Raw genomic sequence first — 21,671 nt, 5'->3', positions numbered from 1 at the left:
GTCGTGTTATGCACGGTGCCCATTTTGCTATTATTGCCTTTTAAGCCCAGGACATTGTATGGAAAATACCGGCAAAATTCATTTTTCAGGTATAGGCGGGGTGGGCATGAGCGCTTTGGCCCAATTGTCCGCCATGGAAGGGAAACCGGTTACCGGCTCCGACCGCGACTTTGACCGGGGCCGCAGCCTTGAGCTTAAAACCAAGCTCCGGTCCCTTGGTATTGAAATATTCCCGCAGGACGGTTCGGCCGTTTCGCCCGCTACCTCCGAGCTTATCGTCTCCACCGCGATAGAGGATTCAAATCCTGAAATAGCCGCGGCCAAAACCCTTGGCGTTAAAATTTCCCATCGTTCAGAATTGCTTGCCTCGTATGTCAACCGCTATAACACCATAGCCGTGGCGGGAACCAGCGGAAAGTCGACGGTTGTGGCCATGATATTTGAAATACTTGAGTTCGCGGGCCGCCGGCCGGGTTTAATTACCGGCGGGGCCCTGATCTCGCTCGGAGAACGCGGCATGGCGGGCAACGCTTTTCTGGGCGGGTCGGACCTTCTGGTGGTGGAGGCCGACGAATCCGACGGCACCATAACCCGGTATAGGCCGAAAACGGGCCTGCTTTTAAATATCACCAAGGACCACAAGGACCTGGAAGAATTGAAAAATATTTTCGGCGTTTTCGCCGGCAACTGCGGAAAATTTTACGTCAACGCGGATGATCCGGCTTCCGTGAGTTTAAAGACCAAAGCGGAATTGTTCGGCCTTAACACAGGCAAGCACAAGGTTTCAGATATAAGCTTCAGCGGTTTTTGTTCCTCTTTCAAGGTGAACGGGGTTGCTTTTAAACTTCCTGTCCCGGGCCTTTACAATATAGAGAACGCCCTGGCGGCCGTTACCGTCGCCGCGGGCCTTGGTGTGCCGCTTGCAACATGCGCCGCCGCGCTTGGAAATTACAAAGGCGTGGACCGCCGTTTCAGAATAATAGGCGAAAAGAAAGGGATAACGGTGATAGACGATTACGCCCATAACCCGGCAAAAGTCGCAGCCGTCTTAAAAGCCGTTCACATGGATAAAAACAGGCGTGTCATAGCCGTTTACCAGCCGCACGGTTTTACCCCGACCAGGCATTTAAAGAACGAACTGATAGAAAGTTTCGCCTCGGGGCTTGCGCCGGAAGACATTCTTGTCATGCCTGAAATTTATTACGCCGGCGGCACGGCGAACAAAGACATTTCCTCAAAAGATCTGACGGACGAAGTTTCGCGGAGAGGGATAAAAGCCCTGTTTTTCCAGCGCCGTGAGGAGATACCCGCGGCTGTAGCCGCGCTTATGAAACCAGGCGGCATAATACTGGTGATGGGCGCGCGCGACGCCACGCTTTCCAATTTCGCTTCGGATATTTTCAAGGCGCTATGAAGAAGCGCAAAATGCAAAGTGAAACATGCAAAATGGAGACGTGAAAAATGGCTAAAGCGCTTGTGATGATCTATACCACGCTCAGGAAAAGGCTTGGCATTTCACGGGCTGAATTCGAAGGCGAAAATATTGGCGAGCTTATAGAAAAGCTCTGCGCCCTGAAAGAACCGGAGGTTCGAAAGCTGATCCTGGACGGAGACGGCAGGGTGAAAAATTATTTCGTGCTTACCCTTAATTCCGAAATCCTTGACAACGGCAAAGCCGCGGGGGTGAAAGTAAAAGACGGAGACATACTGCATGTTTTTCCGCCGGTTTCCGGAGGGTGAATAGGGCAGGGGCGAGCGTATAGGGGATAGGTGTTTAGGGAAGGAGTTTGTTCATCCCCTCACCGCTAACCTCCAGCCCCTAGCCCCTGATATAAAAGGAGTTACTTATGAACCCGGTTCAAATAACAGAAGGTGTGTATTCTCTGCGCGTCAACCATTTCAACAGGCATCTTTTTGATTCCCTTATTCCCCTGCCTGACGGTACCAGTTATAACGCTTATCTGGTAAAGGGCTCCGAAAAAACAGCCCTGCTTGACTGCGCCGACCCCGAGAAAAAAGAGGCTCTTCTTGCCTATCTGAAGGGCATTAAAAAACTTGACTACATAGTCGCGCATCATGCCGAGCAGGACCATTCGGGTTCCATCCCCTTTGTGCTTGAGAAATATCCTTCAGCCAAAGTGGTGACAAACCCCAAGTGCAAAGAGCTTCTGATGAGCCATCTGCATATTCCCGCCGACAAATTCATGGAGGTAAAAGACGGGGAGACCCTTTCGCTCGGCGGCAAAACGCTCGAATTCGTTTATCTGCCCTGGGTGCATTGGCCCGAGACCATGGGCACTTACCTGCGCGAAGACAAGATTCTGTTTTCTTGCGATTTTTTCGGTTCGCATTTAGCCTCGGGCGAATTATTCTCGCGGGAACATACGGTTTATGTGCCCATGAAGCGCTATTACGCCGAGATAATGATGCCGTTCCGCTCAAACATTAAGGCGCATCTGGAAAAACTTTCAAAATACGAAATTAATTTCATAGCGCCCAGCCACGGTCCGGTGCATAAGAATGTCAAATTCGCGCTGGACATTTACAAAGACTGGGCCTTCGGGGAGCCGAAAAACAAGGCGCTTGTGGCCTATGTGTCAATGCACGGAAGCACTTATGTTCTGGTAAACCGTCTGGTAAGCGCCCTTGAAGATGCGGGGGTGAGCGTGGAAAAACTGAACCTGGAGCAGTTTGACGAGGGGAGGGTTGCCATGGCTTTGGTGGACGCCGCCACCGTTGTTATAGGAACGCCCACGGTCCTTGCGGGACCCCATCCCAAAGCGGTTTACGGGGCCTATCTGGCGAACGCGCTCAGGCCTAAAGTAAAGTTTATTTCCGTTATCGGTTCTTACGGCTGGGGGGGCAAAGCGGTTGAAACGCTGGCGGGTATGCTGACGAATTTAAAGGTTGAAATACTTCCGCCAGTAATGGTAAAAGGCCTGCCGAAAGAAGATGACTTGAAAAAAATAGACGATCTGGCCGCCGCCATAGCGCTCAGACATAAAGGATTAAAGGATAGTTAGTTGCAAGTCACAGGAATGGGCCCTTGAAAAAAAGCGTTTCCTCTGCTAGACTCTAATTAAGGATATTCCTTATCTTCCAGCTTCCGGCGCCCGGCGGTGCGGGAGGGGTGGAAGTAAGGTGCTTTTGTTTGTATCTTTTTCGGGGGGAAAATTAATATGGCTGAAAACGACAAGGGCAGGCCGGATGACAGCGCCAGAGACCGCCGGCACGACGGAGGCAGAAAAAAGGCGCTTATAGTATCCCTGCTGGCCTTCCTTCTTTGCGGCGGCGGGATTTTTCTTTTTTTCGTGATCCAGGGCGCGGAAGATCTAAAAGACAATAAGACGCAGAACTTTTCCTATGGCGCCGAGGCCAGGGCCGGAGTGACCGCTTTCATGAAGAACCTCGGTTTTGTCTCGGATGAGCCCGAGTTGTCGCAGGACGCTCAGAAAAGAAGCCTGGCTAGGGAGCTTGCCTCTTCCGTGTCCGATTTGGCGTCGGAGATTTCGGACTGGATGGATAAAAGCGGGCCGACGCCGAATTCTCCGGGGAATCGTTATCCTTCGGCCTCGCTGGCTTCCGGCGCTTCCGTCCCCAGAATGGCGGGTAAAGGTTCCGGCCTTGGCTCCGTAGGCGGCGCGGAGACTAAATCTTCATCCGGGCTTTCCAGGTTCGGTTCCGAAGACGACTCCGGCAATGTGAGTATTTCAAAGGCGGGCGCATTCGGCGCCAAGGGTCAGGGCGCGAAAAGCGGCACTCTTTCGTCTTTGCGAAATTCACGGGCTTTTCTTGGAGACGCCCTTAGAAGTTCTTCCGCCATGGAAGCCAAAACCAAATGGGGACAAAGCTTCGGGGTGGGGAATGCCGGTTCGGCGTCGGGGCTTGCTTACGGAAAAAGCGGCCTGGCCAAGCTTGACACTATAAAAAGCGGTGAAATTGACAGCCTTAAAATGACCGGGGCAAAATCTCTTAAACCCGGGGAAGTGAGTCCCCCTACAAGGGACAAATCGGCTGAGGCTAACGATCCCGCCCTTAATAAGATGAAAGAGGCCGCCAAAGACGCTGCAAATCCCACATCCGGTCTGGCGAATTCCATGTTCAGCCCCATGGCCAATAAGCTGGGCGCCCAGGCCCCTGAAGGAGGGGACGCAAATTCCGCGCCTCCCGCACAGGCGACCCAGATGGCGAATAAGCCGACTGCTTGCTGCGAGCCGCCATGTGAGTACCCCGGTGGTGCGGGCTCATTCAAAGATAATCCGCCGCCGTATCCTCTTGTGAGGACCAATGATGGCTGGAAGGTCACAGTATCCGGAGAGGATACAGTCAATGGTAGCGTGAGCAAGTATACCGATACACTGTGGGAATGTAAAAACCCCTGTAAGTAGCCGGAAGGGATGATCGTTTTGGCAGAGTCTGACAAAAAAACGCCGAAAAGCCCCCGTATATGCGGCGTGTGGGTGGTAGGCCGGGCCCTTGACAAGTCAAGTGTTTTCTGCTATAACATATTTGCGGTCGGAACTTTGCCTTGAACATTCCAGTAATTGTGTCAAGGAAAGTTTATAGTTGTTTGTGCGTTCTGGGTTTGAACCGGTTGAGTGGAATAAAGTATGCGGTTTCCTCCTGTGTCACCGGCGGTCGTTGCCGGGTGGCTGGAAAAAGAGAGGGGTTATGATACGGATACAAAACAAAAAATCCAAGTCCGCTCAGTACCTTGTAGGCGGCATTATCGCGATTCTCATCCTTATCGCGTGGATTTCGTTGCCGCTCATGAGTAATTCTTCTCTTGACTCTTCCGCCGCTTCCGGCAATCCTTTTAAATCCAGGGTATCCGATATAGGCGCTTTGGGCGAGGGTATCCCTTCGGAGGGCGGGGCCCCCGGCTCGCCTTTAAGCGGAGAAATGACGGATAATCCTGCGACTTCCGGCGAAAGTATGGCGTCTTCGCTTTTCCAGTCCGGTTCCGACACGGAAGACGCGCAGGCCGCGGATAAAAGCGCTTCAGCCGAAGCACAGGCGCCTGATTTGTCCGGCAAATTTTCAGCCTCAGCCGCGGCGCCGGCTCCCAGGCCTGGCGCGGGCGGCGCGAAGCTTACTCCGCAGGCCTCGATCACGGCCGGCAATGCAAATTCCATGTCCACGGGCGGCGCGCATAATAAATTCTTCGGCAATGGAAGCGCCAAAGCGGACATCGCCCCGGCCGGCGATCTGAAACCTGTAAAAGCCCCCCCCGCTAACAAAGGCGTGCTGCTGGCCATGCTGGGCAATGCCGCGGATAAAAGCCAGCTGGCCGCCAAAACCAACAACATGGATGCGGCCAAGGGTGGCGCCACCACGGCTTTTGAAAAAAGCGCCAAGGCCGATACTTCGGATCTTAACACGGGGTTGGAGAACGGCGCGGCTTCTTCGGGCCTTGCTTTGGGCCAGGCCGCTCAGGACCTGAAAAAGAGCGACCCCAGTCTGAATTCCAATAAGAGCAAGCCTCCCGAAGTGTCGAAGCCGAAAGAAGATAATACCGACGAAGAAATGAAGAAGATGATACTGCAGATGATCATACAGGCTACGCTCGGGTCGGTGTTCGGCGCTATAGGCCAGTCGATGGCCATGGCCATTAATCCCGACTACCAGCAGAAGCCTGTAGGCTGTACCCCGGGGCAGTACAATCAGACAACCGGGAAACCCTGCTGAAGCTTGACGCCGTGAGTTGCAAGCGATATGTGCGCCGGATTTAAAGGAGAAATTTATGAACTCTCAAAATGACAAAGAAGAAAAGAAAGGCGGGTTCTGGTCGGCCCTTTCCGGGCTTTTCAGGGGCGGCTCATCGGCTATGGGCGGCGCTTCTTCGGGGCTTGGTTCCGCCGGAGGCATAGGCGGATTGTTCGCCACCAAGGCCGGTATATTGGGCGTGGTGCTTGGCGGGGCCACCATAGCCGCCGGAGTGGGTGTGATCTATAACTTTGTCGGTTCGTCCTCCAAATCCGTTTACACGCCTCAGTTGTTCCAGAACAGCTATTTAGAGGAAGAGTCGCAAAAAGCCGGCATGGAAAGGGCTAACAGGAATTCGGCGTCGGGTGACATATCCAGCCTGGATATGTTCAGGGAGCAGGCCAAAAAAGACGGCCTGGGCGGCTCGCCCGACGGGGCGGGAGATAAATCGGGCAAGGACGCTTCAGCTGATGCTTCAGCCGAGGCTCCGGCCGTGGATAATAATTATGCGGCTGGCGCTTCAGGCGCTGACGCTGCGGGAGCCGGAGCGCCAAAATTGCAGGCAGCCCCGGGCTTCGGTTCAAAGGGCGGCGGTGGCGGTGGCGGCGCTTCAGGTACCACTATCCCCAGGATGCAGGACGGCGGCGGGCTTTCAAGCGGCATAGGAAATCAGTTCGCTTCCGTTTACAGGCCGCCGGCCGGCACGGGCAAAAGCTCAGCCATGAACGGCTCCCTGGCCTCAAGGGTCGGCAATTCCCCAAAATACACGGTGCCGAATTTTAACAAAAAAGGCGCCTTTGGACAGGCCAAATACGCCGGCAAGATGGGCTCCAAAGCTGCCTACTCGACCAACGCGAGCGGGTCGAGAACTGAGGCTTCACAACCTTTTGATGGCGGGAATACCGGCACAGGGGATGCGGGCGCCGCCGGTACGGGCGCGGGCCTTGGCGGGGCCGGTGTTTCAGCCGGGGCCGGCTTAAAGGGGAACGATCCCAGCCTTAACAGCAACAATTCCACCCCGCCTAAAGTGTCGGATCCGGTAAATGACGATTCAGAGGTGAAGAAATGGACCGACAGGGCGATGTACGGGATGCTGCTGGCCGCCGCTTTAATTTTCGCGACCAGCATTTTCGCCAAGAAAGCCAACGCGGCTTTGCACCAGGCTGCCGTTGACTCCGCCGCAGGCCCCGTCGGCATGGCTAAAGTGGCCGGGGATATGGCTACATACGCGTCTATGAAATCATATGCGATGTACTGCTGCATAGCCGCCTGCGTGGCCGCCGGTTTCGTTATGATAGCCGGCATGAAACTCAGGGGCCTCGACCAGAAAATGACGGGTATGATCTACATGGGGGTCGGCGCCATCCTTATGTATCAGGCCTACGCGGCTTACTCCGGCATAGGGGAGGGTGGTACTGCTGCGCAGGATATTTCAACCTTAACAGGAAACGGCAACGCTGAGTTTACGAACTTTGCGGCAACGAATAATATTAATCTCTCGAGTATCGGCGGGTCTGCTAATGCGGCGGTGGCGCCATGATTTGCAAAACTCTGGAGCGGTGAAATATGTTGATTTTAATGGGAGGTAATTATGAACGAAAATCTGCCGGAAATAAAATTTAAGGAGAAGAAAGAAAAAAAAGGTCTTCTCCCCTGGCTCAGGGCCCGCTTGGGCTTCGGCGCCAGAAGTTCCATGGGCGGGATTGAAGAAGCCGGCGGCGCGTTTCGGGGCGCGGCCAACTTCGGCAAGTTGGGCGGCTTCGGCTCGTCCTCCGGCATAGGCGCCCTGTTCGCGGGCAAGGCCGGGTTGCTTATTACCGCAGCCATAGTGGCCGTGGGAACGGGGGTTTACCTGGCCAATAATGGCCCGGCTCCCGTGCAGAACTCCGCTTTTAACAGCGGTAAAACGCCCGACAACTATGTGCCGTCCATCCTGAGGAGCCAGGCCCGGAACCAGGGCTCTTCTTTGGATATGTTCAAGGACGCCAATAAGAACTCCGGGATAACCTCCGAAGAGGAAGCCGCCAGAAAGGCCGAAGAGGAAGCCGCCGCCAAGGCGGAAGCGGATGCCGCTAAAGGCGCTTCGGCGGACCAGAGCCAGAACCAGCCTGCGCCCGGCAATAATATGCAGCAGGATATGATGGGTAAACTGCAGGGGGCTTCGATGGGCTCTCTTACCAGTTCCCTTGGCGGAGGGGAAAGCAAGTTCAGCGGCATGGGCGGGTTCGGCAATAAGTTCGGCAAGGGGGCGGTGGGTCCGCAGGTCGGCCTTAGCAGCGTAGGCTCCGGCTTTCAGGGTATGCCTAAGTTTGACCAAAGGAAGAAAGTGCTGGCCATGAAGGGCAGTTCAAGGCCCGTGTTTTCAAGCGCGAAGAGCGGCAAAGGCGCCAAGTCCGGCCCGGGGTCGTATAATCAGGCCAAGGGTATAAAGGCCACGCAGAAATCTTACAGCGGCTCAAATGTCGATTCCGCCCGCTCAACCCAGGATAAGGCCTGGGAAGGTTCCACCGCGGAAGGAACCACCGGCGGCGCAGGCGTTGGCGCCGGCGACGGCGGGGCCGGCGTGGTTACTTCTCCTTCGCTTGACAATACCAGCAGCAGCGGAGGAAGCAGCACTGCGGGAACAGGTGATGAACCGGTTGTCCCTGACACGACAGGAAAAACGGATGCGGACAAGGCTTTGACCAGCATGTGTAATATGGCCATGATGCTGATACTGCTTTCCGCTGTCTTGTCCGCCATTGGCGGAGCTTTGGTAGCGGCGGGAGAAGCTGCTGAGGCAGCTTTCGGTTCGGGTTCTGCCTTGATAACAATCGGCGATATACTGAACGTTATAGCCATAATCCTCGGTGTGGCGGCTATAGCTTTGGGCGTCATGATCATGACCAGCAAAGGGCAGGCTATGATGGGCGGTATATATATTATCGGCGGAGGTGTTGCTGTTATGGCCGGCATTGCGGCCTTTAGCGGCGAAGCGCTCGGCGTAAGCGCGCTTATGTGGTCAGCCATAGCGGGAATAATCGGCCTGCTCGGCGCTATGGCCGGCGGTTCGATCGGTAAGTAAAGGCGGTCTGTTTTATCCGCGGAGCAGCGCGGTTTGTCGTCCCGCCCTTTTGGAACGGAGTGGCCGCTTATAGGCGATGCCATGCGTTCCAAAAGGGCGGGACGGGAGGTTTTTTATGGGCGGCAAATTTACAGAGAAATATAAAAAAAGATCCCTTTTAGCCACTCTGCTTCTCCTTTTCAGGGGCAGAGCCAAGTATGTGACCATCGCCCTGTTGATGGCCGCCACTTCTTTGCCTTTTGTGGCCTCTACCGAAACCATAGAACGGATGCTGGAACTGCCGCCTGTGGCCGCTTTTCTTAAATCGATGGGTTTGGGCAGCATCCTTTCAGCCATAAATCCCAGGTACTCCACCGCCGGGTTCAAGGCGGCTCTGGATAAGGCCACGGCCGACAGTTCACGGGACTCTTTTTGGAATAAGTTTTTAAGCAGCCTGAATTCAACCCTGCCGCCGGCGGGCAGTCCTTCGTCCATGGCCATGATTCGCGGCGGGGGAGACCTTGACCTGTTCGGCATGCCTGTTATGAAAGACGAAAAATCCGCGGGGCCGGTTAAGGGCGTGGTGAATGCCGAAGAGAAAGCGCGCGGCGAGGACGGGAGCACTGTGAGCCTTGATGGTCTGAAGGCGGGCGGCGGCGCTGATGCCGGTGGAGTGTACGGCGACCTGATGGGCTCGAATCTTGCCGAGCGTCATGGCGACGGCAGCTATGGTTCAAGCCCGTTCAGCAGAATGCTCACTGCAGGAGGCAGCGTTATCTCCAAGAGCCAGGGCGTATATAATTACGCCTTATCTCAGGCCGGCAGCAGAATACCGGTGCCGGGCAGCCCGCAGAAAGTAAAAGGCATGAAAATGGGCAAGGCCACCGGCTTTTCCTGGAAAAATGTGGGTTATAAGACCAAAACCAACAAGATCAATGTCGTTAACACCTCAAAAGCGCCCCTTTTCCAGCTTGCGGCTACTTTTTCAATGACCGACTCCGCTTATAGATCAAAAACCGCCGCACCCGAATACCAGGCGGCATACGAGGGGTCCACCTATGACGGCAACGATGTAAACGAAAAGATAGCACAAACCAACTACGACACGGCTTCTGCTGTTCCGGTCCCCCCGGCAGCCTTTGTGGTCCCCGATCCGTCAGCGCCGCCTACGGTCGTAACCCCAGGGGTACCCCCCGCCACTCCCCCGACTAATTTTGGTCCCATACTGGGAATGTGCCAGCAGGCGTTGTCGCTTATAATGCAGTCTGTAATGCTGTCTATTGCCGGCGCCGCCATGGTATTGACTGGCATGGCGATGATGGCGAGCAGCTGGCCGCCCACCGTCATCGCAGGCATCATGCTGTATATCGCCGGTATAATGGTGTGCATTAAGGCTCTTATGATGGCGATACAGGCTATGATGATCGGCATGGCGCTTATTGGTATGAGTCAGTTGCTGCTGGGAGGCATTTATGTCCTTGGTGGCTCCCTCGCGGCAGCGGCGGCGATCGCTGCGATGACCGGTGTGGGCATCGTAGCAACTATCATCTTAGGCGGCATGGCCGTTGGAGCGGCGGTCTTAGCCGGCATGGCCGCTGGCGCGGGACCGGTCGGTAGCCCGGTCGGCACCCCGCCGCCAGCACCTGACCCATCTACTGACCCGGTGACGACTGATCCGGCCACGACCGACCCAGGCCTGGCCACTACTGACCCGGTGACGACTGATCCGGCGCCGGCATCTTCGCCATAACGTTTCCATGCCGGAGTATGACGTTAAAAGTGAGTTGTATTTTTTGTCTCTGAGCCCGAGGTTTCAAACTTAGTTTGCCCCGTTAGACGATCAGTAAGCGGTGTTCAACGGGGTATAAGGAGCGTAGTCCCTTGCAAAGAGAGTTTTTTCGACGGTGCCGCCGGCCTTTCGAGGGCCTATGGCGCTGTCCGCGACCGAGGCGCGTCCGCTGTTTCAGCGGGCAGTCTTTTGAGTGTGAGTCTCTTTCGCAAGGAACTATCTCCAGGTTTGCGCCCGGGCTTTTTCTATTGGAGGGAACAGAGGCCTTTGTGCCTAGCCGGCTATAGGACGATTGGCACTTGGCTTTCGGTGTAATATTAGCTAGATTATATCAGGCCGTCGGAAAGCCATAGGCTTCGGTACGGCGCCTGGGTGTGTATTGGGAACGGAGTATTTTGCCGCTATTATGTTTTGTCGTTGACGGGTATTGAACGAAGTTGCCCGCTACACGTTTACGAATCGAAGATTCGCCTTCGGTAAATAAGCGGGCGGCGGGGTTAAGCAGCCGCGGAAGCGGAAAAAATCCTGGTTTGAGATATCGGAGGAGTTTATGAACTTACATAATGACGACGAGAAAAAAGACGGTCTGCCGCCCATCATGGGTTCGGCGTTTAAAAAAACCGCCTCTTTCGGCAAGACTACCGGCTTTTCAAGGACCGCGGGCAGCATTATGGATAAGCTGAAGAACCTTTCCAGAAAAGACATGGCTTTTGTCGGCATAGGCCTGAGCATTCTGGTTATGGCTCCCGTGGCGGAATACCTGATGTCCAAACCCGCGTCCGATGGTTTGCTCACCCCCGGTTTCGGCGGAAGAGAGAAGGGCTCCGCTTCCGGGCTCTACGAACCCGGCATTAACGGGCTCAGCCAGGGCTCAACGGACGGTTCCGGAGAGGTAATAACGCCTTTAAGCTCAAGGGACCCGATGTCGCTCATACTTGGCTCACAGTCTTCAACACCGCCGCCCATTACTTCCCCCGCGCCCAATGTCAGCATGCGCGACGCAATGAAAGATGCGGGCCGGATGGGGTTTTCTGAAGCGGCAAAATCAGCCGGAGCTCCCACGCCTATTCCCAGGCTGCAGAGCGCTTTACGCTCTTTCGGTTCTTTCTTCAGCGGCGGCGAAAGTTCCCGCACGTCGGGCGCGCTTAACGGAGATAAGATAATACAGGACGCTAAAAACGCTTCAAGCAAGACCACGTCCAGGTCCATGCTCGGGCCGGTTGCCATGGCCGGTTACAAGGGCGTGGCCTCAAATACGCCGAACAGTTCAAGCAGGAGCGCTTTTGAAAAACTGCGCTCGCAGGCTGATAAATCCGCCGGCAACTTTACCGGAGGAAGCGCCATGAACTCGCTGGACAGGGCGGCCGCGGACGCGATCGACATAGGAAAAGGGGCCGGAGGCATGGGCGGGGGCGGCACCAGCGACGCGACCAAGGGCACCTCAAATTCCACCGTTAAAGACTCGAATAGCCACGGCACCGAGTGTCAGTCGCTGGAGTGCAAGGCGAACGAGGAGAGACAGAAGAACCAGCTTGCCTGGGAGGAATACCTGAAGCATGGGATCAAAAAAGAGATAGTAGAAGCCATGGTTCAGAATCTGGTCATTGACGGCCTGATAAAACCCCTGGGCGATATGATGTCCAGCAACATGAACAGCCTGCTGGGGAATTATCCGCCGACCCAGTTCTGCTGGCAGCCGTTCACATGTCCGACCGGGGACTGCGCCGCGCAAGTAGCTAAATATAATGTGCTTGGGCCTGGAGATCTCTGCCAAAAGCAATATGGCGGCGCGACAAGCTTCAAAATGACAGCGGCTGGCGGCAAGGATTCCACCGGCGGCGGGCAGATAAAGTATTGTATATGCGGTGAAGGGTCCAAACCTACCACCGGTGTGCCGCATGACGGTTCAAGCGTTACTCCGCCGCCGCCCCAAGGAGGCGGCGCAGCACCCGTGGCTCCTGTGCCGCCCGGAGGCCCGGGTAGCACAACTGATAACGGCGGAACTCCGCAGCAGGTTTCAGATACCGCCGCTAAATCGTTCACGGATTATGACACGGTACTGAAGGATATGGTAAACCAGACCGGAGTTGCCGAGAAAAATTCTTCCGATGCTGTCACGGTGGAAAAGAGCGCAAGAAGCGTGAGAGGCGGTTTTGACAACCTCCGTGACCAGGCCAGCCGGGTAATAGAGCAAAAACTGAATCCCGCCAAGAGCGACGCCCAGGCAGCAAAAAGTAGTTATTCCGACGAAGTGGCCAAGGCGCAGTCGCTGGTCAGCAAAGCGCAAGAGAACTACGGTAAATTCGTCGGGCAGATCGCCGTGTTGCAGAAAGACGTGGATAATAACACGATCAGGATGAAAACCAGCGCCGCAAGCGGTCTTGGTGATACTAAGATCAAAGCGGTTGCCGACACGGGCAGTGAGCAACGAAAAGCTATAGTTGCCGCTCTCGCCAAATGGAAGAAGCAGGGTTCCCTTGGTATCAACGCTGCAGCCAGCCTGTATGCTTCTCACCGTGACTGGTTAAGCGCTTACACGGATCAAATTGCCAATGTGGGCGACGGAATAACCGCCATTCAGAACAAACATGGCGACGTATATACGGCGGCAAGTAATATAAACATGGACGACGGCAAAAAAGACTGGCCGGCTAAACTGACACAGATGACCGGCAGGCCGATAAGCGTCGCGCCCGTTGTCGCCGATGAGACCAAAAAGAAGGCCGCCTCGACTTCCGGCATTCCCACTAAAGCGCCCGAAGTTCCCGCCGCCAATAACACGGATAAAGGTCCTTCCATGAAACAGGCGGCCTATGGAGTGCGCGCCCTGGACTGGGATGCTCTTTGGCCGCCGGGGCTTAAGTTTGACAGTTCCAAAGCCGCCGGTGACGAAATAAAGGCATGGAACGCCTGGCAATCCGGCGGAGGCAAGGGCGATTTGGTTAAGCCGGATAATTTTGTGTCCAACAATATGCGCAGCAACGAAATAAAAGTGGATATAACGTCAAAAATAGCGGATATTAAAAAGAATATACCGCTTGGTCTTAAGGACACTGCGGATATTATGTCTCTCACGAAAGGGGATATACTGGGCGCCGGCGCGGATCCGTCTTATTTCCCGGAGAACGGGGGCGGTACGAACCCTAACCCGATCGCCCCGGTGATCACTCCTCCTGTCTCCGGCGTGAGCGACACTCAGCGCAAGCAGGCCATGGAAGCGTACACCAACACGGATGGTTACATCAGCGGGGTGAAGAACACCTCCAGACCGTGGGAGAGCGAGCTCTCAGGGATGAAGAAAAGCAAACTGGCGCAGGGCGCGGTTTCCGCCTATAGGACAGAGATGGGCGAGATAGACAAGCGCAAGGCCGATATACAGGTGAAAATCAACGACCCCAAGCTGACCGACCCCAAGCTGCTTGAAACATATACCGCGAGCCTTAAGAACCTGGAGCAGCGGGCCGACAAAGCCTCCGCCACGCTTGCCAAGGCTTATGAAGATATAACTCACAAGCCCAGCAACGGCAATACTAATCAGATCAACATATCCGGCGCGCACAACAACACATTCATCCAGCCGCTTAAACCTCCGGTTCAGCCGATTAAGCCTGACTCGAAAATACCCGCTCCGCCGCGCGTGATAAACAGCCTTATACTGTACAATGGGCCGGCGCTGATCAGGGCCTGGGACAAAGACGGCAAGGCCATCCTTTACTGGGCCTGTGACGGAAAGATAACTCCCAAACCTGCGTGGCAGATAGGCGGTGAGATCTTTATCGGCGGCACTTATGACATCGTCAAGAAGATGTTCGGCAAAGATCCAAGGAACACCAGCAGGTGCAGCACCGGCTGGGTGAGTAAGCAGGCCACTGTTAATATCGAGGACATGAACCTGGCACCCGACGGCATGGTGCCGCCTTTCCAGAGCCAAAAGCTGCCGTATGTCCTGCCCTACAAGGAACGTATCTGGATAGGCAATGCCGATGCTAACCCGCAGGTAGCCAATGGAATGGTGCATTATGCCAGGGAACAATGGAGCGCTGTGGAACGCGGCCATTACAAGATGGATGTGGATGTCACCTGCGTATACAACAAAGCCAAAGGGTTTTGGGTGTTCGAAGACGGGGAGGTCAGGATGAGCCACGGAGGCGGCGATACTGTCACCGCGTACTCGGTAGAGGGAGGGATAAGCGTGGGTATAAAAGTGGTGGATGTGAGCGGAAAAGTGAGTTATACCCATGAGCAGCAGCAATTCAACTTCGGCGTGTTGACCAGGTATCCCAAGTTCAACGGCCTCCAGTGTAAATAGTTTCCGGCGAAAACCGGCCAGGCCCCCCGCCGAAAGCGGGGGGCCTTTTTTTGCCCAAAAGCCGCCGCAAATCGTATAATGTATACGGACCAGACAGCTTGCCGGCTGCATGTTTCCGTCCGACATCCAACGGAGTAAGAACAAATGCCAAAATTTAAAAAATCCGATTACTTAAAGGAGACCGTAAAACACATTGACATAACAAAGCACAATGTGGTGCCTTTGGTCGACGCGATGGGCGATATGGCTTTCTCCGCCCGCGATCTTGCCAGGGCCGCCCGCATCTACAGCATGATGCTCTCCGACAAAAACTGCTCCGTTATTTTAACGCTTGCCGGCTCCCTGTTCTCGGCCGGCCTCAAAAAAGTCGTGGTGGACATGGTGAGAAACAATATGGTGGACGCCATAGTTTCCACCGGAGCCGTTATAGTGGACCAGGACTTTTTTGAGGGGCTGGGCTACAACCATTACAAGGGCTCCCCTTACGGCGTAGACGACAATGTTCTGCGCGCCCTTCACATAGACCGTATTTACGACACTTTCATAGACGAGGACGAACTGCGCGTCTGCGACGAAACCACCCGCAAAATCGCGGATTCCCTCGAGCCCCGGCCTTATTCCTCACGCGAGTTCATCGAAGAGATGGGCCGCTATCTTGCAAAACACGGTAAAAACGATGAGTCAGTGGTGCTGGCCGCTTATGAAAAACGCGTGCCTGTTTTCGTGCCCGCTTTCTCGGACTGTTCTGCCGGCTTCGGCATGCTGGAGCACCAGTGGAATAACCCCGCCAAGCATATGTCCATGGACTCGGCCAGGGATTTTCTTGAGCTGACCAGAGTTAAAATCGAGGCCAAAGACACCGGCCTTTTCATGATAGGCGGCGGCGTGCCGAAGAACTTCACGCAGGACACCGTGGTGGCGGCCGATATCCTTGGCGAAGAAGCGCCCATGCATAAATACGCGGTGCAGGTAACCGTGGCCGATGTGCGCGACGGCGCTCTTTCTGGTTCCACGCTTAAAGAGGCCAGCTCCTGGGGCAAGGTGGAAACTGCCCACGAGCAGATGGTTTACGCCGAGGCCACGCTGGCCATGCCTTTAATAGCCGGCTACGGCTATCACAAAGGCGCCTGGAAGAACAGAAAGGCTAAATGCTACTCTGATTTTCTGAACAAGGAATTGGTGAAAGTGTAAATAGGCAGTAAAAAGGTAGCGTCTACCTTTATGTACTTCAGCACTGGAATAGTGAATAAAAAAACATGGAGGGAAAATGAAAAAAATAATGTTGGCGGCGGTCGCTTGCGCGGTTTTAGGACTTAACACGGCGGCGTATTTTGACGGGGGGGTTAACGCTGTTTCCGGCCCTCACGGTTATCGCGGAACGAACATTAACCTGGTTATAGGTTCCGATAACTTCGCCTTTGAGCCCTCATTGGTTTCTTATACCTCCAATGCGCTGGACAGCACTTATCGCACCTACGCCCTGCGCGGCGCCTGGGAAACCGACAAGCGCACCATCGGCGCGGATGCCGGTGCGACTCCTGAAGTCAACGGCTACTCAAATTATTTTGGCGGCGCCGATATAACTTTTTCCCTTACTCCCGGCTCGGGCGGACATTCCCGTCTTGCCGGGCCCGGTTCCCGGGGTGCTGCGCGCGGCGGACAGGGCGTAACCCGCATTGACGTGGGCGCGAGTCTCAAATACACGTCGCATACTCAGAAGGCCCCGAGTGTTGATAACAAAACAGGCCAGGCCGAAGCTTCGCTTTTTGCAGGGGCCAAAGTCTTCATGATCAACCTTTCGGCCGCCTATACCGGCTACAGCTATGGAACTAAAAACGTGACGCCGCAGCTCTTCGTAACCGGCCTTAACTTCGCCCTGGCGGCTCTCCCCAAATCCAGCGTTAATGTTAAACTGGATCTGCCGGGACAACCCATGGTCACTCCTTTCGTGTCCTACACCAGGACCCAATACAAGGACAGTGCCAAAGACAGTTCCGCCTACCTGCTTGGCGCGTATGTGGACCTGAGCATGGTGACGGCAAATGTCGGCTACCAGATATTTAACGACGGTTCCAGTACAAACAATTTCCTGTCGATCGGCGCGGGAATAAAGTTCTAGCAGCAGGGGTTAGCGTATAGAGATTAGAGGATAGCGAAGGAATCGGATTCCCCATACCTTCCCTAACCGCTAGCCGCTAGCCGCTAGCCCCTATCCCCTTGTCCTTACTATGTACGAAAATCTTGCCGCCAAATACCGCCCCAAAAATCTCCAGGAGGTTTTGGGCCAGGAAACCGTAAAGCAGACACTTGCCAATGCGGTTAAGCTGGGCCGTATCGCGAATTCCTATGTTTTTTACGGACCGCGCGGCTGCGGTAAAACCACCATAGCCCGCATACTCGCCAAAATATTAAACTGCCACGATCCGAAAGACGGCAAGCCCTGCGACAAGTGCGCCTCCTGCATTGAAATAGCCGAAAGCAAATCCCTGGATGTGATAGAAATAGACGCCGCTTCCCACACGAAGGTGGAAAATGTGCGCGATATTATAATTGAAAATGTGGAGTTCTCTCCTTCCCGCGACAAATATAAGATCTACATTCTGGATGAAGTGCACATGCTTTCCGAAAAGGCTTTCAACGCGCTTTTGAAAACCGTGGAAGAGCCGCCGGACCATGTTGTGTTTATTATGGCCACCACCGAACAGCACAAGGTGCCTGTCACGATACTTTCGCGCTCGCAGTGCTTCCGTTTCAGGCCCCTTGCCGAAGAGATTATGTTTGAGCGGCTGAAGGAAGTGGCGGAAAAAGAAAAAATAAAATCCGAGCCGGAAGCCCTGAAAATAATAGCCAAAGCGGCTTCAGGCGCCATGCGCGACGCCATGACACTGCTTGACCGCGCGGTTTCATTCGGACGCGGCGAGGTAAAAACCGAGGTTTTAAACGAGCTTCTGGGCCACGCGGGCGAAGACCTTATAAATTCCCTGGCGCTTGCGCTTGTCGGGCGCGACGCCGCGGCGCTGCACGCGGCTTTTGACAAGCTTAACGCCGAGGGCTACGACATTCTTACGGCGCTTCGCGACCTGCGCAACCTTTTAGCCGGGACTTTTTTTTACATGCGGGAATTTTCCGGGGCAAAAACGACTTTGGCGGCCGTTTTACCTAAGGACTTTTCGGCTTCAGCGCTGGCTAAATTATCCAGAAAAGTGAATTTAGCGGTGGAAGAAGTGAAGTTTTCCGATTCACTTTCCATAGCGGCCGAAATGGCGCTGTTTACCCTTATAGATACGCCTCAGGACCTGGACGCTTTGGTCAGGCGGCTTGAGGGCCTTGAGCTGCGTCTTGCCCCGGGTTCCCACATTAGCCCGGTCGGCATGGGGGGAGGGCAATCCCCGGCAATTGAGCCGGCTGCCGCGCCCGCGCCGTCCGCGCGGCAAAAAAAAAATGACATTTTGAACTCGGAGCCGGCAAAACCGGGTACAGACACCGGTTTCACCTCCCAAAAAGAGCCCGCCGCCGCTTACCGATCAGTTCCCGATTCTCCGGCGCGGCCATCCCCGTCCATTCCTCCTTCCGCCCTTTGGAAAAAGCTGCTTGCCCATATAGCCGGGAAAAAGCCGCTGGCTTATAATATGCTGCTTTCTGTAAAAATAACATTTGACAGCGAGACGAAGTGGCGTCTCAATTCTCCGACTAAACTTGAAGCGGATATGATCGAGAGGGTCCGGCCTGCGCTTGAAGAGGCTATGGAAAACCTCTCCGGCAGAAAAATAGAATTTATCGTGGGACATTCGGCTTCCGTTAAATCCGCGGAGCCCGTGCTTGAGGATTTGTCCGCTCCGCAGACCGCTTCTGAGGTCGAACCGGAGGCTGAAGCGCAAAACGAGCCCCCGGCGGTGGAAGGCCGCTGGGAAGATTTGCCGGAAGCCGGCGTCTCCGAAATTGAGCCGGAACTTAAAAAACTTTCAAAAGTGTTTCACGGCAGCAAGATAACGAAAGTGACTAAAAAGCCTGTAACAGGAAAAAGCGAATAATAAAAGCAGAGTAGAGCGGTTAGCGGATAGGGGATATGAAAGGAATACCTTCCCTAAAACCCTGACCTCTAACCCCCAGCCGCTGTTTTCTTATATGAAATCCCTGGACAAACTTGCCTCGCTTTTCCGCCGCTTGCCCGGCGTTGGCCCGAAGCAGGCGGAACGTTTCGCCCTTTACGCCGTAAAGGCCTCCGAGGGGGAAATCGAGGATCTGGTCGAGGCGCTGCGGGCGGTGAAAAGTTCGGTAAGTTATTGCGCCGAATGCTGTAATTACTCGGAGGAGCGCCTTTGCTCCATTTGCGCCGATTCCGCCAGGGACAGACGCATTATATGCGTGGTGGAGCATCCGCAGGATGTGGCCGCCATAGAAAAAACCAAAACTTTTAACGGCGTATATCATGTCCTGCACGGCGCAATTTCTCCCACCGAAGGCGTGGCGCCGGGCGCCATAAAACTCAAAGAACTTACAGACAGAATAAAGGCCGCGGATGGCGCGGTGGAAGAATTGATCATTGCCACCAATCCCGATACCGAGGGAGAGGCCATGTCCCTGTACCTTACCCATCTTTTAACCAAGTATGTGCCCAGGATCACCCGTATCGCTTACGGCGTGCCCCTTGGCGGGGATATAGACTACCTTGATGAAATTACCCTTGGCTACGCTCTGAAGGGCCGCACGAAAATATAGGGATAGATGACAGGGGCGGGCGTATAGGGGTTAAGGAAGGAGTCCCTTATTTCCGCGCCCTCTACCTAGCCCCTCACCCCTATACGCTATCCCCTGCTTTTTATGCTTTTTTCCTATTACAAAAGGCCGCTTTTCATTTTAACCGTCCTCTACGCCCTGCTCATTATTGCTTTTCGCCCCTGGTTTGAGCGCCGGGCCGCCGGCGACACTATAAACCTTCCGCTTTACGACGCCGAAGTTGAAGGCGTAATAAAAGAATACCCCATAAAACATTACAAACTCTGGCGCATGGAACTGGAAACAACAAGCGTGGACAGCCGCCCGCTTAAAACCGAAGTTATGGCGTACACCGGCGATCTGGGCGGCGCTTCTTTGGGCGATACGGTGATTTTCAGGGGCGACTTAAAAAAACCTTTCAGTAATGTGGTTCCGGGAAATCTGGACTGGCCGCGCTATCTGTCCCGGCGCGGCATAAACACGGAAGCGCGCGGTGGAGCGTTCAGTATAAAGCGCAAGGCCAGTTTCGCGCTCGGAAAAGCGGCGGATTTCAGGCGGGCCGCGCTGGCTGTTTTTGACTTAAAACTCAGTTCCGAGGCCGCCTCGGTGGCCGGCGGGGTGGTTATCGGTGAAAAGAAGAATATCTCCCCCGGGCTTAAAACCGCTTTCCAGGATTCCGGTTCCATGCACCTGCTTGTGGCCTCGGGTTCAAATGTGGGTTTTGTGGTGATAGTGGTTTATTTCCTCTGCGCCGGGGCCGGGCTGAAAAAGCGGCATTCCTGGCCGCTCGCGCTTCTATCCGCCGGTTTTTATGTAATGGCGGCTGGTTTTGATCCGCCCCTTACCAGGGCGTATTTTATGTTCGGTTCCGGTCTTGCGGCTTTGCTTCTTGAGCGCCGTCCGGGCATTTTCCAGGGCCTCGTAATCGCCTGCCTGCTGATCCTTGCTTTTGAGCCGCTGGCACTCTTTGATGCCGGCTTTCAAATGTCTTTTGCCGCCGCGTACGGTTTAAGTATTGGGATGACACTTTGGGGGGAGCGCCTCCGTTTCAAGGGCCTTACCGGTATTTTGGCCGGGCTGTTCGCGGTAAGCTTTTTCGCCCAGGCGGGGCTGTATCCGCTGATGGCCTACTATTTTCATAAGATCTCCCTTGTATCGCTGGTCTCGAACATAGTGCTTGTGCCGGCTTCGGGAGTGATAATGGCGCTTGGTTTTTTGCTGGTTTTTTCTTCGAAGATCTCCGTTTTATACGGATTATTTTCCGTTATCACACAGAGGGCGCTGGATCTGTTCATCCTGTTTATCAGATTTTTCGCCGGTTTTTACTTTTCCGCTGTGCGCGTGAGCGAGCCCTCCGCCTGGTCCGCGGCGGCGTTCTTCGTGCTGGTTTTTATTTTTCTTCACGCTCCGCTTTTTAATTTCAAAAAAAAGCCTGTTTGGGCGATGTTCGCCCTGGCGCTGCTTCTGTTCGGCTGCGGTAAATTTTTTCCCTCGCGTCCCGGCGCCTCCCTGTTTTCAGACGGCAAAAGCGCGGCCTTTCTGTTCAGAGCGGGCGATGGCGGGCTTTTTCTGGTTAATGCGGGATTGAGCGGAGCCAAGCTTTCAAACGCCGTTCTATCCTCCGGCGAGCGGGAGTTAAAGGGCGTCTTCCTGCCGTCGCTTGATGAAAACGATTCAAGCGGGCTTGAAGAGCTCGGGAATTTAATCAGAGTGCGGCGCTTATTTCTGCCCTACGGCCCGCTGCCTGACGGCCTTAATACCGAAATTGAACAGCTTTCTAAAAAAGGAACTGTGATCTTAAAGCTTTGGCCCGGAGAAAGCGTTCTTCTGGATGATATAAAGGTTTCCGCCGCATGGCCCTGCTATGCCCGCGGAGGGGAAAAAACGGAGGCCGCGCCGGGCTATACCGGCTTTATGGAGGAAAGCCGATTATCTTTTGTTTTTAGTTCGCGCGGCGGCGACGCGGAGGTTTGCTCAGGCGGCAGGCAGGTTTTTCTGCAAGGCCGGGCTTTTGAGGAAGGCGGGCGGTTCCTGGAGGCGCCGCGCGGAGCCTCTATTGAAGTCCCCCTGTAAGCGTATTGCGAATGTGGAACCTTTCTCGCAGCTCT

At 54.7% G+C, this 21,671-nt stretch carries 14 protein-coding genes; all 14 read left to right on the top strand.

Annotated elements, in window-relative coordinates; translation table 11 throughout:
- Positions 1–58: 58 nt before the first annotated feature.
- The 14 genes from NTX59_13945 (at position 59) to NTX59_13880 (ending at position 21,636) form a co-directional block, all read left to right on the top strand.
- On the top strand, positions 59–1,414 hold the full coding sequence (locus NTX59_13945; protein ID MCX5786779.1) for a Mur ligase domain-containing protein: 1,356 nt from the start codon (positions 59–61) through the stop codon (positions 1,412–1,414).
- A 47-nt stretch (positions 1,415–1,461) separates the two neighbouring features.
- Positions 1,462–1,740: a MoaD/ThiS family protein gene (locus NTX59_13940; protein ID MCX5786778.1), complete on the top strand. Its 279-nt coding sequence runs from the start codon at positions 1,462–1,464 to the stop codon at positions 1,738–1,740.
- 107 nt (positions 1,741–1,847) lie between these two features.
- Complete coding sequence (locus NTX59_13935; protein MCX5786777.1) at positions 1,848–3,023, top strand: FprA family A-type flavoprotein; 1,176 nt, start codon at positions 1,848–1,850, stop codon at positions 3,021–3,023.
- A 156-nt stretch (positions 3,024–3,179) separates the two neighbouring features.
- Positions 3,180–4,388, top strand: coding sequence for a hypothetical protein (locus NTX59_13930; GenBank protein MCX5786776.1), 1,209 nt, complete (start codon positions 3,180–3,182; stop codon positions 4,386–4,388).
- Between the two features lie 283 nt (positions 4,389–4,671).
- Entirely contained in the window at positions 4,672–5,688 is a 1,017-nt protein-coding gene (locus tag NTX59_13925; GenBank protein ID MCX5786775.1) for a hypothetical protein, read from the top strand.
- A 55-nt stretch (positions 5,689–5,743) separates the two neighbouring features.
- Entirely contained in the window at positions 5,744–7,246 is a 1,503-nt protein-coding gene (locus tag NTX59_13920; protein MCX5786774.1) for a hypothetical protein, read from the top strand.
- 51 nt (positions 7,247–7,297) lie between these two features.
- Positions 7,298–8,770 carry a hypothetical protein gene (locus NTX59_13915; GenBank protein ID MCX5786773.1) on the top strand — a complete coding sequence of 491 codons (1,473 nt, stop codon included), beginning with the start codon at positions 7,298–7,300 and terminating at the stop codon, positions 8,768–8,770.
- Between the two features lie 115 nt (positions 8,771–8,885).
- Entirely contained in the window at positions 8,886–10,499 is a 1,614-nt protein-coding gene (locus NTX59_13910) for a hypothetical protein (GenBank protein ID MCX5786772.1), read from the top strand.
- Between the two features lie 589 nt (positions 10,500–11,088).
- Positions 11,089–14,847: a hypothetical protein gene (locus tag NTX59_13905; protein MCX5786771.1), complete on the top strand. Its 3,759-nt coding sequence runs from the start codon at positions 11,089–11,091 to the stop codon at positions 14,845–14,847.
- A gap of 144 nt (positions 14,848–14,991) precedes the next feature.
- The gene (locus tag NTX59_13900) at positions 14,992–16,038 is read left to right on the top strand and encodes a deoxyhypusine synthase (GenBank protein MCX5786770.1); all 1,047 of its coding nucleotides are present in this window, start codon (positions 14,992–14,994) and stop codon (positions 16,036–16,038) included.
- A gap of 76 nt (positions 16,039–16,114) precedes the next feature.
- Positions 16,115–16,966, top strand: a complete 852-nt coding sequence (locus NTX59_13895; GenBank protein MCX5786769.1) for a hypothetical protein — start codon at positions 16,115–16,117, stop codon at positions 16,964–16,966.
- A 109-nt stretch (positions 16,967–17,075) separates the two neighbouring features.
- A complete protein-coding gene (dnaX, locus tag NTX59_13890) occupies positions 17,076–18,878 on the top strand; it encodes a DNA polymerase III subunit gamma/tau (protein MCX5786768.1) in 1,803 nt (600 codons plus the stop codon).
- Between the two features lie 94 nt (positions 18,879–18,972).
- The gene (recR, locus tag NTX59_13885) at positions 18,973–19,566 is read left to right on the top strand and encodes a recombination mediator RecR (GenBank protein ID MCX5786767.1); all 594 of its coding nucleotides are present in this window, start codon (positions 18,973–18,975) and stop codon (positions 19,564–19,566) included.
- Between the two features lie 102 nt (positions 19,567–19,668).
- Positions 19,669–21,636, top strand: coding sequence for a ComEC/Rec2 family competence protein (locus NTX59_13880; GenBank protein ID MCX5786766.1), 1,968 nt, complete (start codon positions 19,669–19,671; stop codon positions 21,634–21,636).
- The last annotated feature ends 35 nt before the right edge of the window (positions 21,637–21,671 follow it).

This window comes from Elusimicrobiota bacterium (assembly GCA_026388155.1).
In the GTDB taxonomy this organism is placed as follows: domain Bacteria; phylum Elusimicrobiota; class Elusimicrobia; order Elusimicrobiales; family UBA9959; genus UBA9634.
Note: the sequence above shows the minus strand (reverse complement) of the source record. Positions and strands in the feature narration are given on the sequence as shown.

Coding starts and splice junctions, on each gene's coding strand:
- NTX59_13945 (MCX5786779.1), top strand. CDS start 59: ATGGAAAATACCGGCAAAATTCATTTTTCAGGTATAGGCGGGGTGGGC.
- NTX59_13940 (MCX5786778.1), top strand. CDS start 1,462: ATGGCTAAAGCGCTTGTGATGATCTATACCACGCTCAGGAAAAGGCTT.
- NTX59_13935 (MCX5786777.1), top strand. CDS start 1,848: ATGAACCCGGTTCAAATAACAGAAGGTGTGTATTCTCTGCGCGTCAAC.
- NTX59_13930 (MCX5786776.1), top strand. CDS start 3,180: ATGGCTGAAAACGACAAGGGCAGGCCGGATGACAGCGCCAGAGACCGC.
- NTX59_13925 (MCX5786775.1), top strand. CDS start 4,672: ATGATACGGATACAAAACAAAAAATCCAAGTCCGCTCAGTACCTTGTA.
- NTX59_13920 (MCX5786774.1), top strand. CDS start 5,744: ATGAACTCTCAAAATGACAAAGAAGAAAAGAAAGGCGGGTTCTGGTCG.
- NTX59_13915 (MCX5786773.1), top strand. CDS start 7,298: ATGAACGAAAATCTGCCGGAAATAAAATTTAAGGAGAAGAAAGAAAAA.
- NTX59_13910 (MCX5786772.1), top strand. CDS start 8,886: ATGGGCGGCAAATTTACAGAGAAATATAAAAAAAGATCCCTTTTAGCC.
- NTX59_13905 (MCX5786771.1), top strand. CDS start 11,089: ATGAACTTACATAATGACGACGAGAAAAAAGACGGTCTGCCGCCCATC.
- NTX59_13900 (MCX5786770.1), top strand. CDS start 14,992: ATGCCAAAATTTAAAAAATCCGATTACTTAAAGGAGACCGTAAAACAC.
- NTX59_13895 (MCX5786769.1), top strand. CDS start 16,115: ATGAAAAAAATAATGTTGGCGGCGGTCGCTTGCGCGGTTTTAGGACTT.
- dnaX (MCX5786768.1), top strand. CDS start 17,076: ATGTACGAAAATCTTGCCGCCAAATACCGCCCCAAAAATCTCCAGGAG.
- recR (MCX5786767.1), top strand. CDS start 18,973: ATGAAATCCCTGGACAAACTTGCCTCGCTTTTCCGCCGCTTGCCCGGC.
- NTX59_13880 (MCX5786766.1), top strand. CDS start 19,669: ATGCTTTTTTCCTATTACAAAAGGCCGCTTTTCATTTTAACCGTCCTC.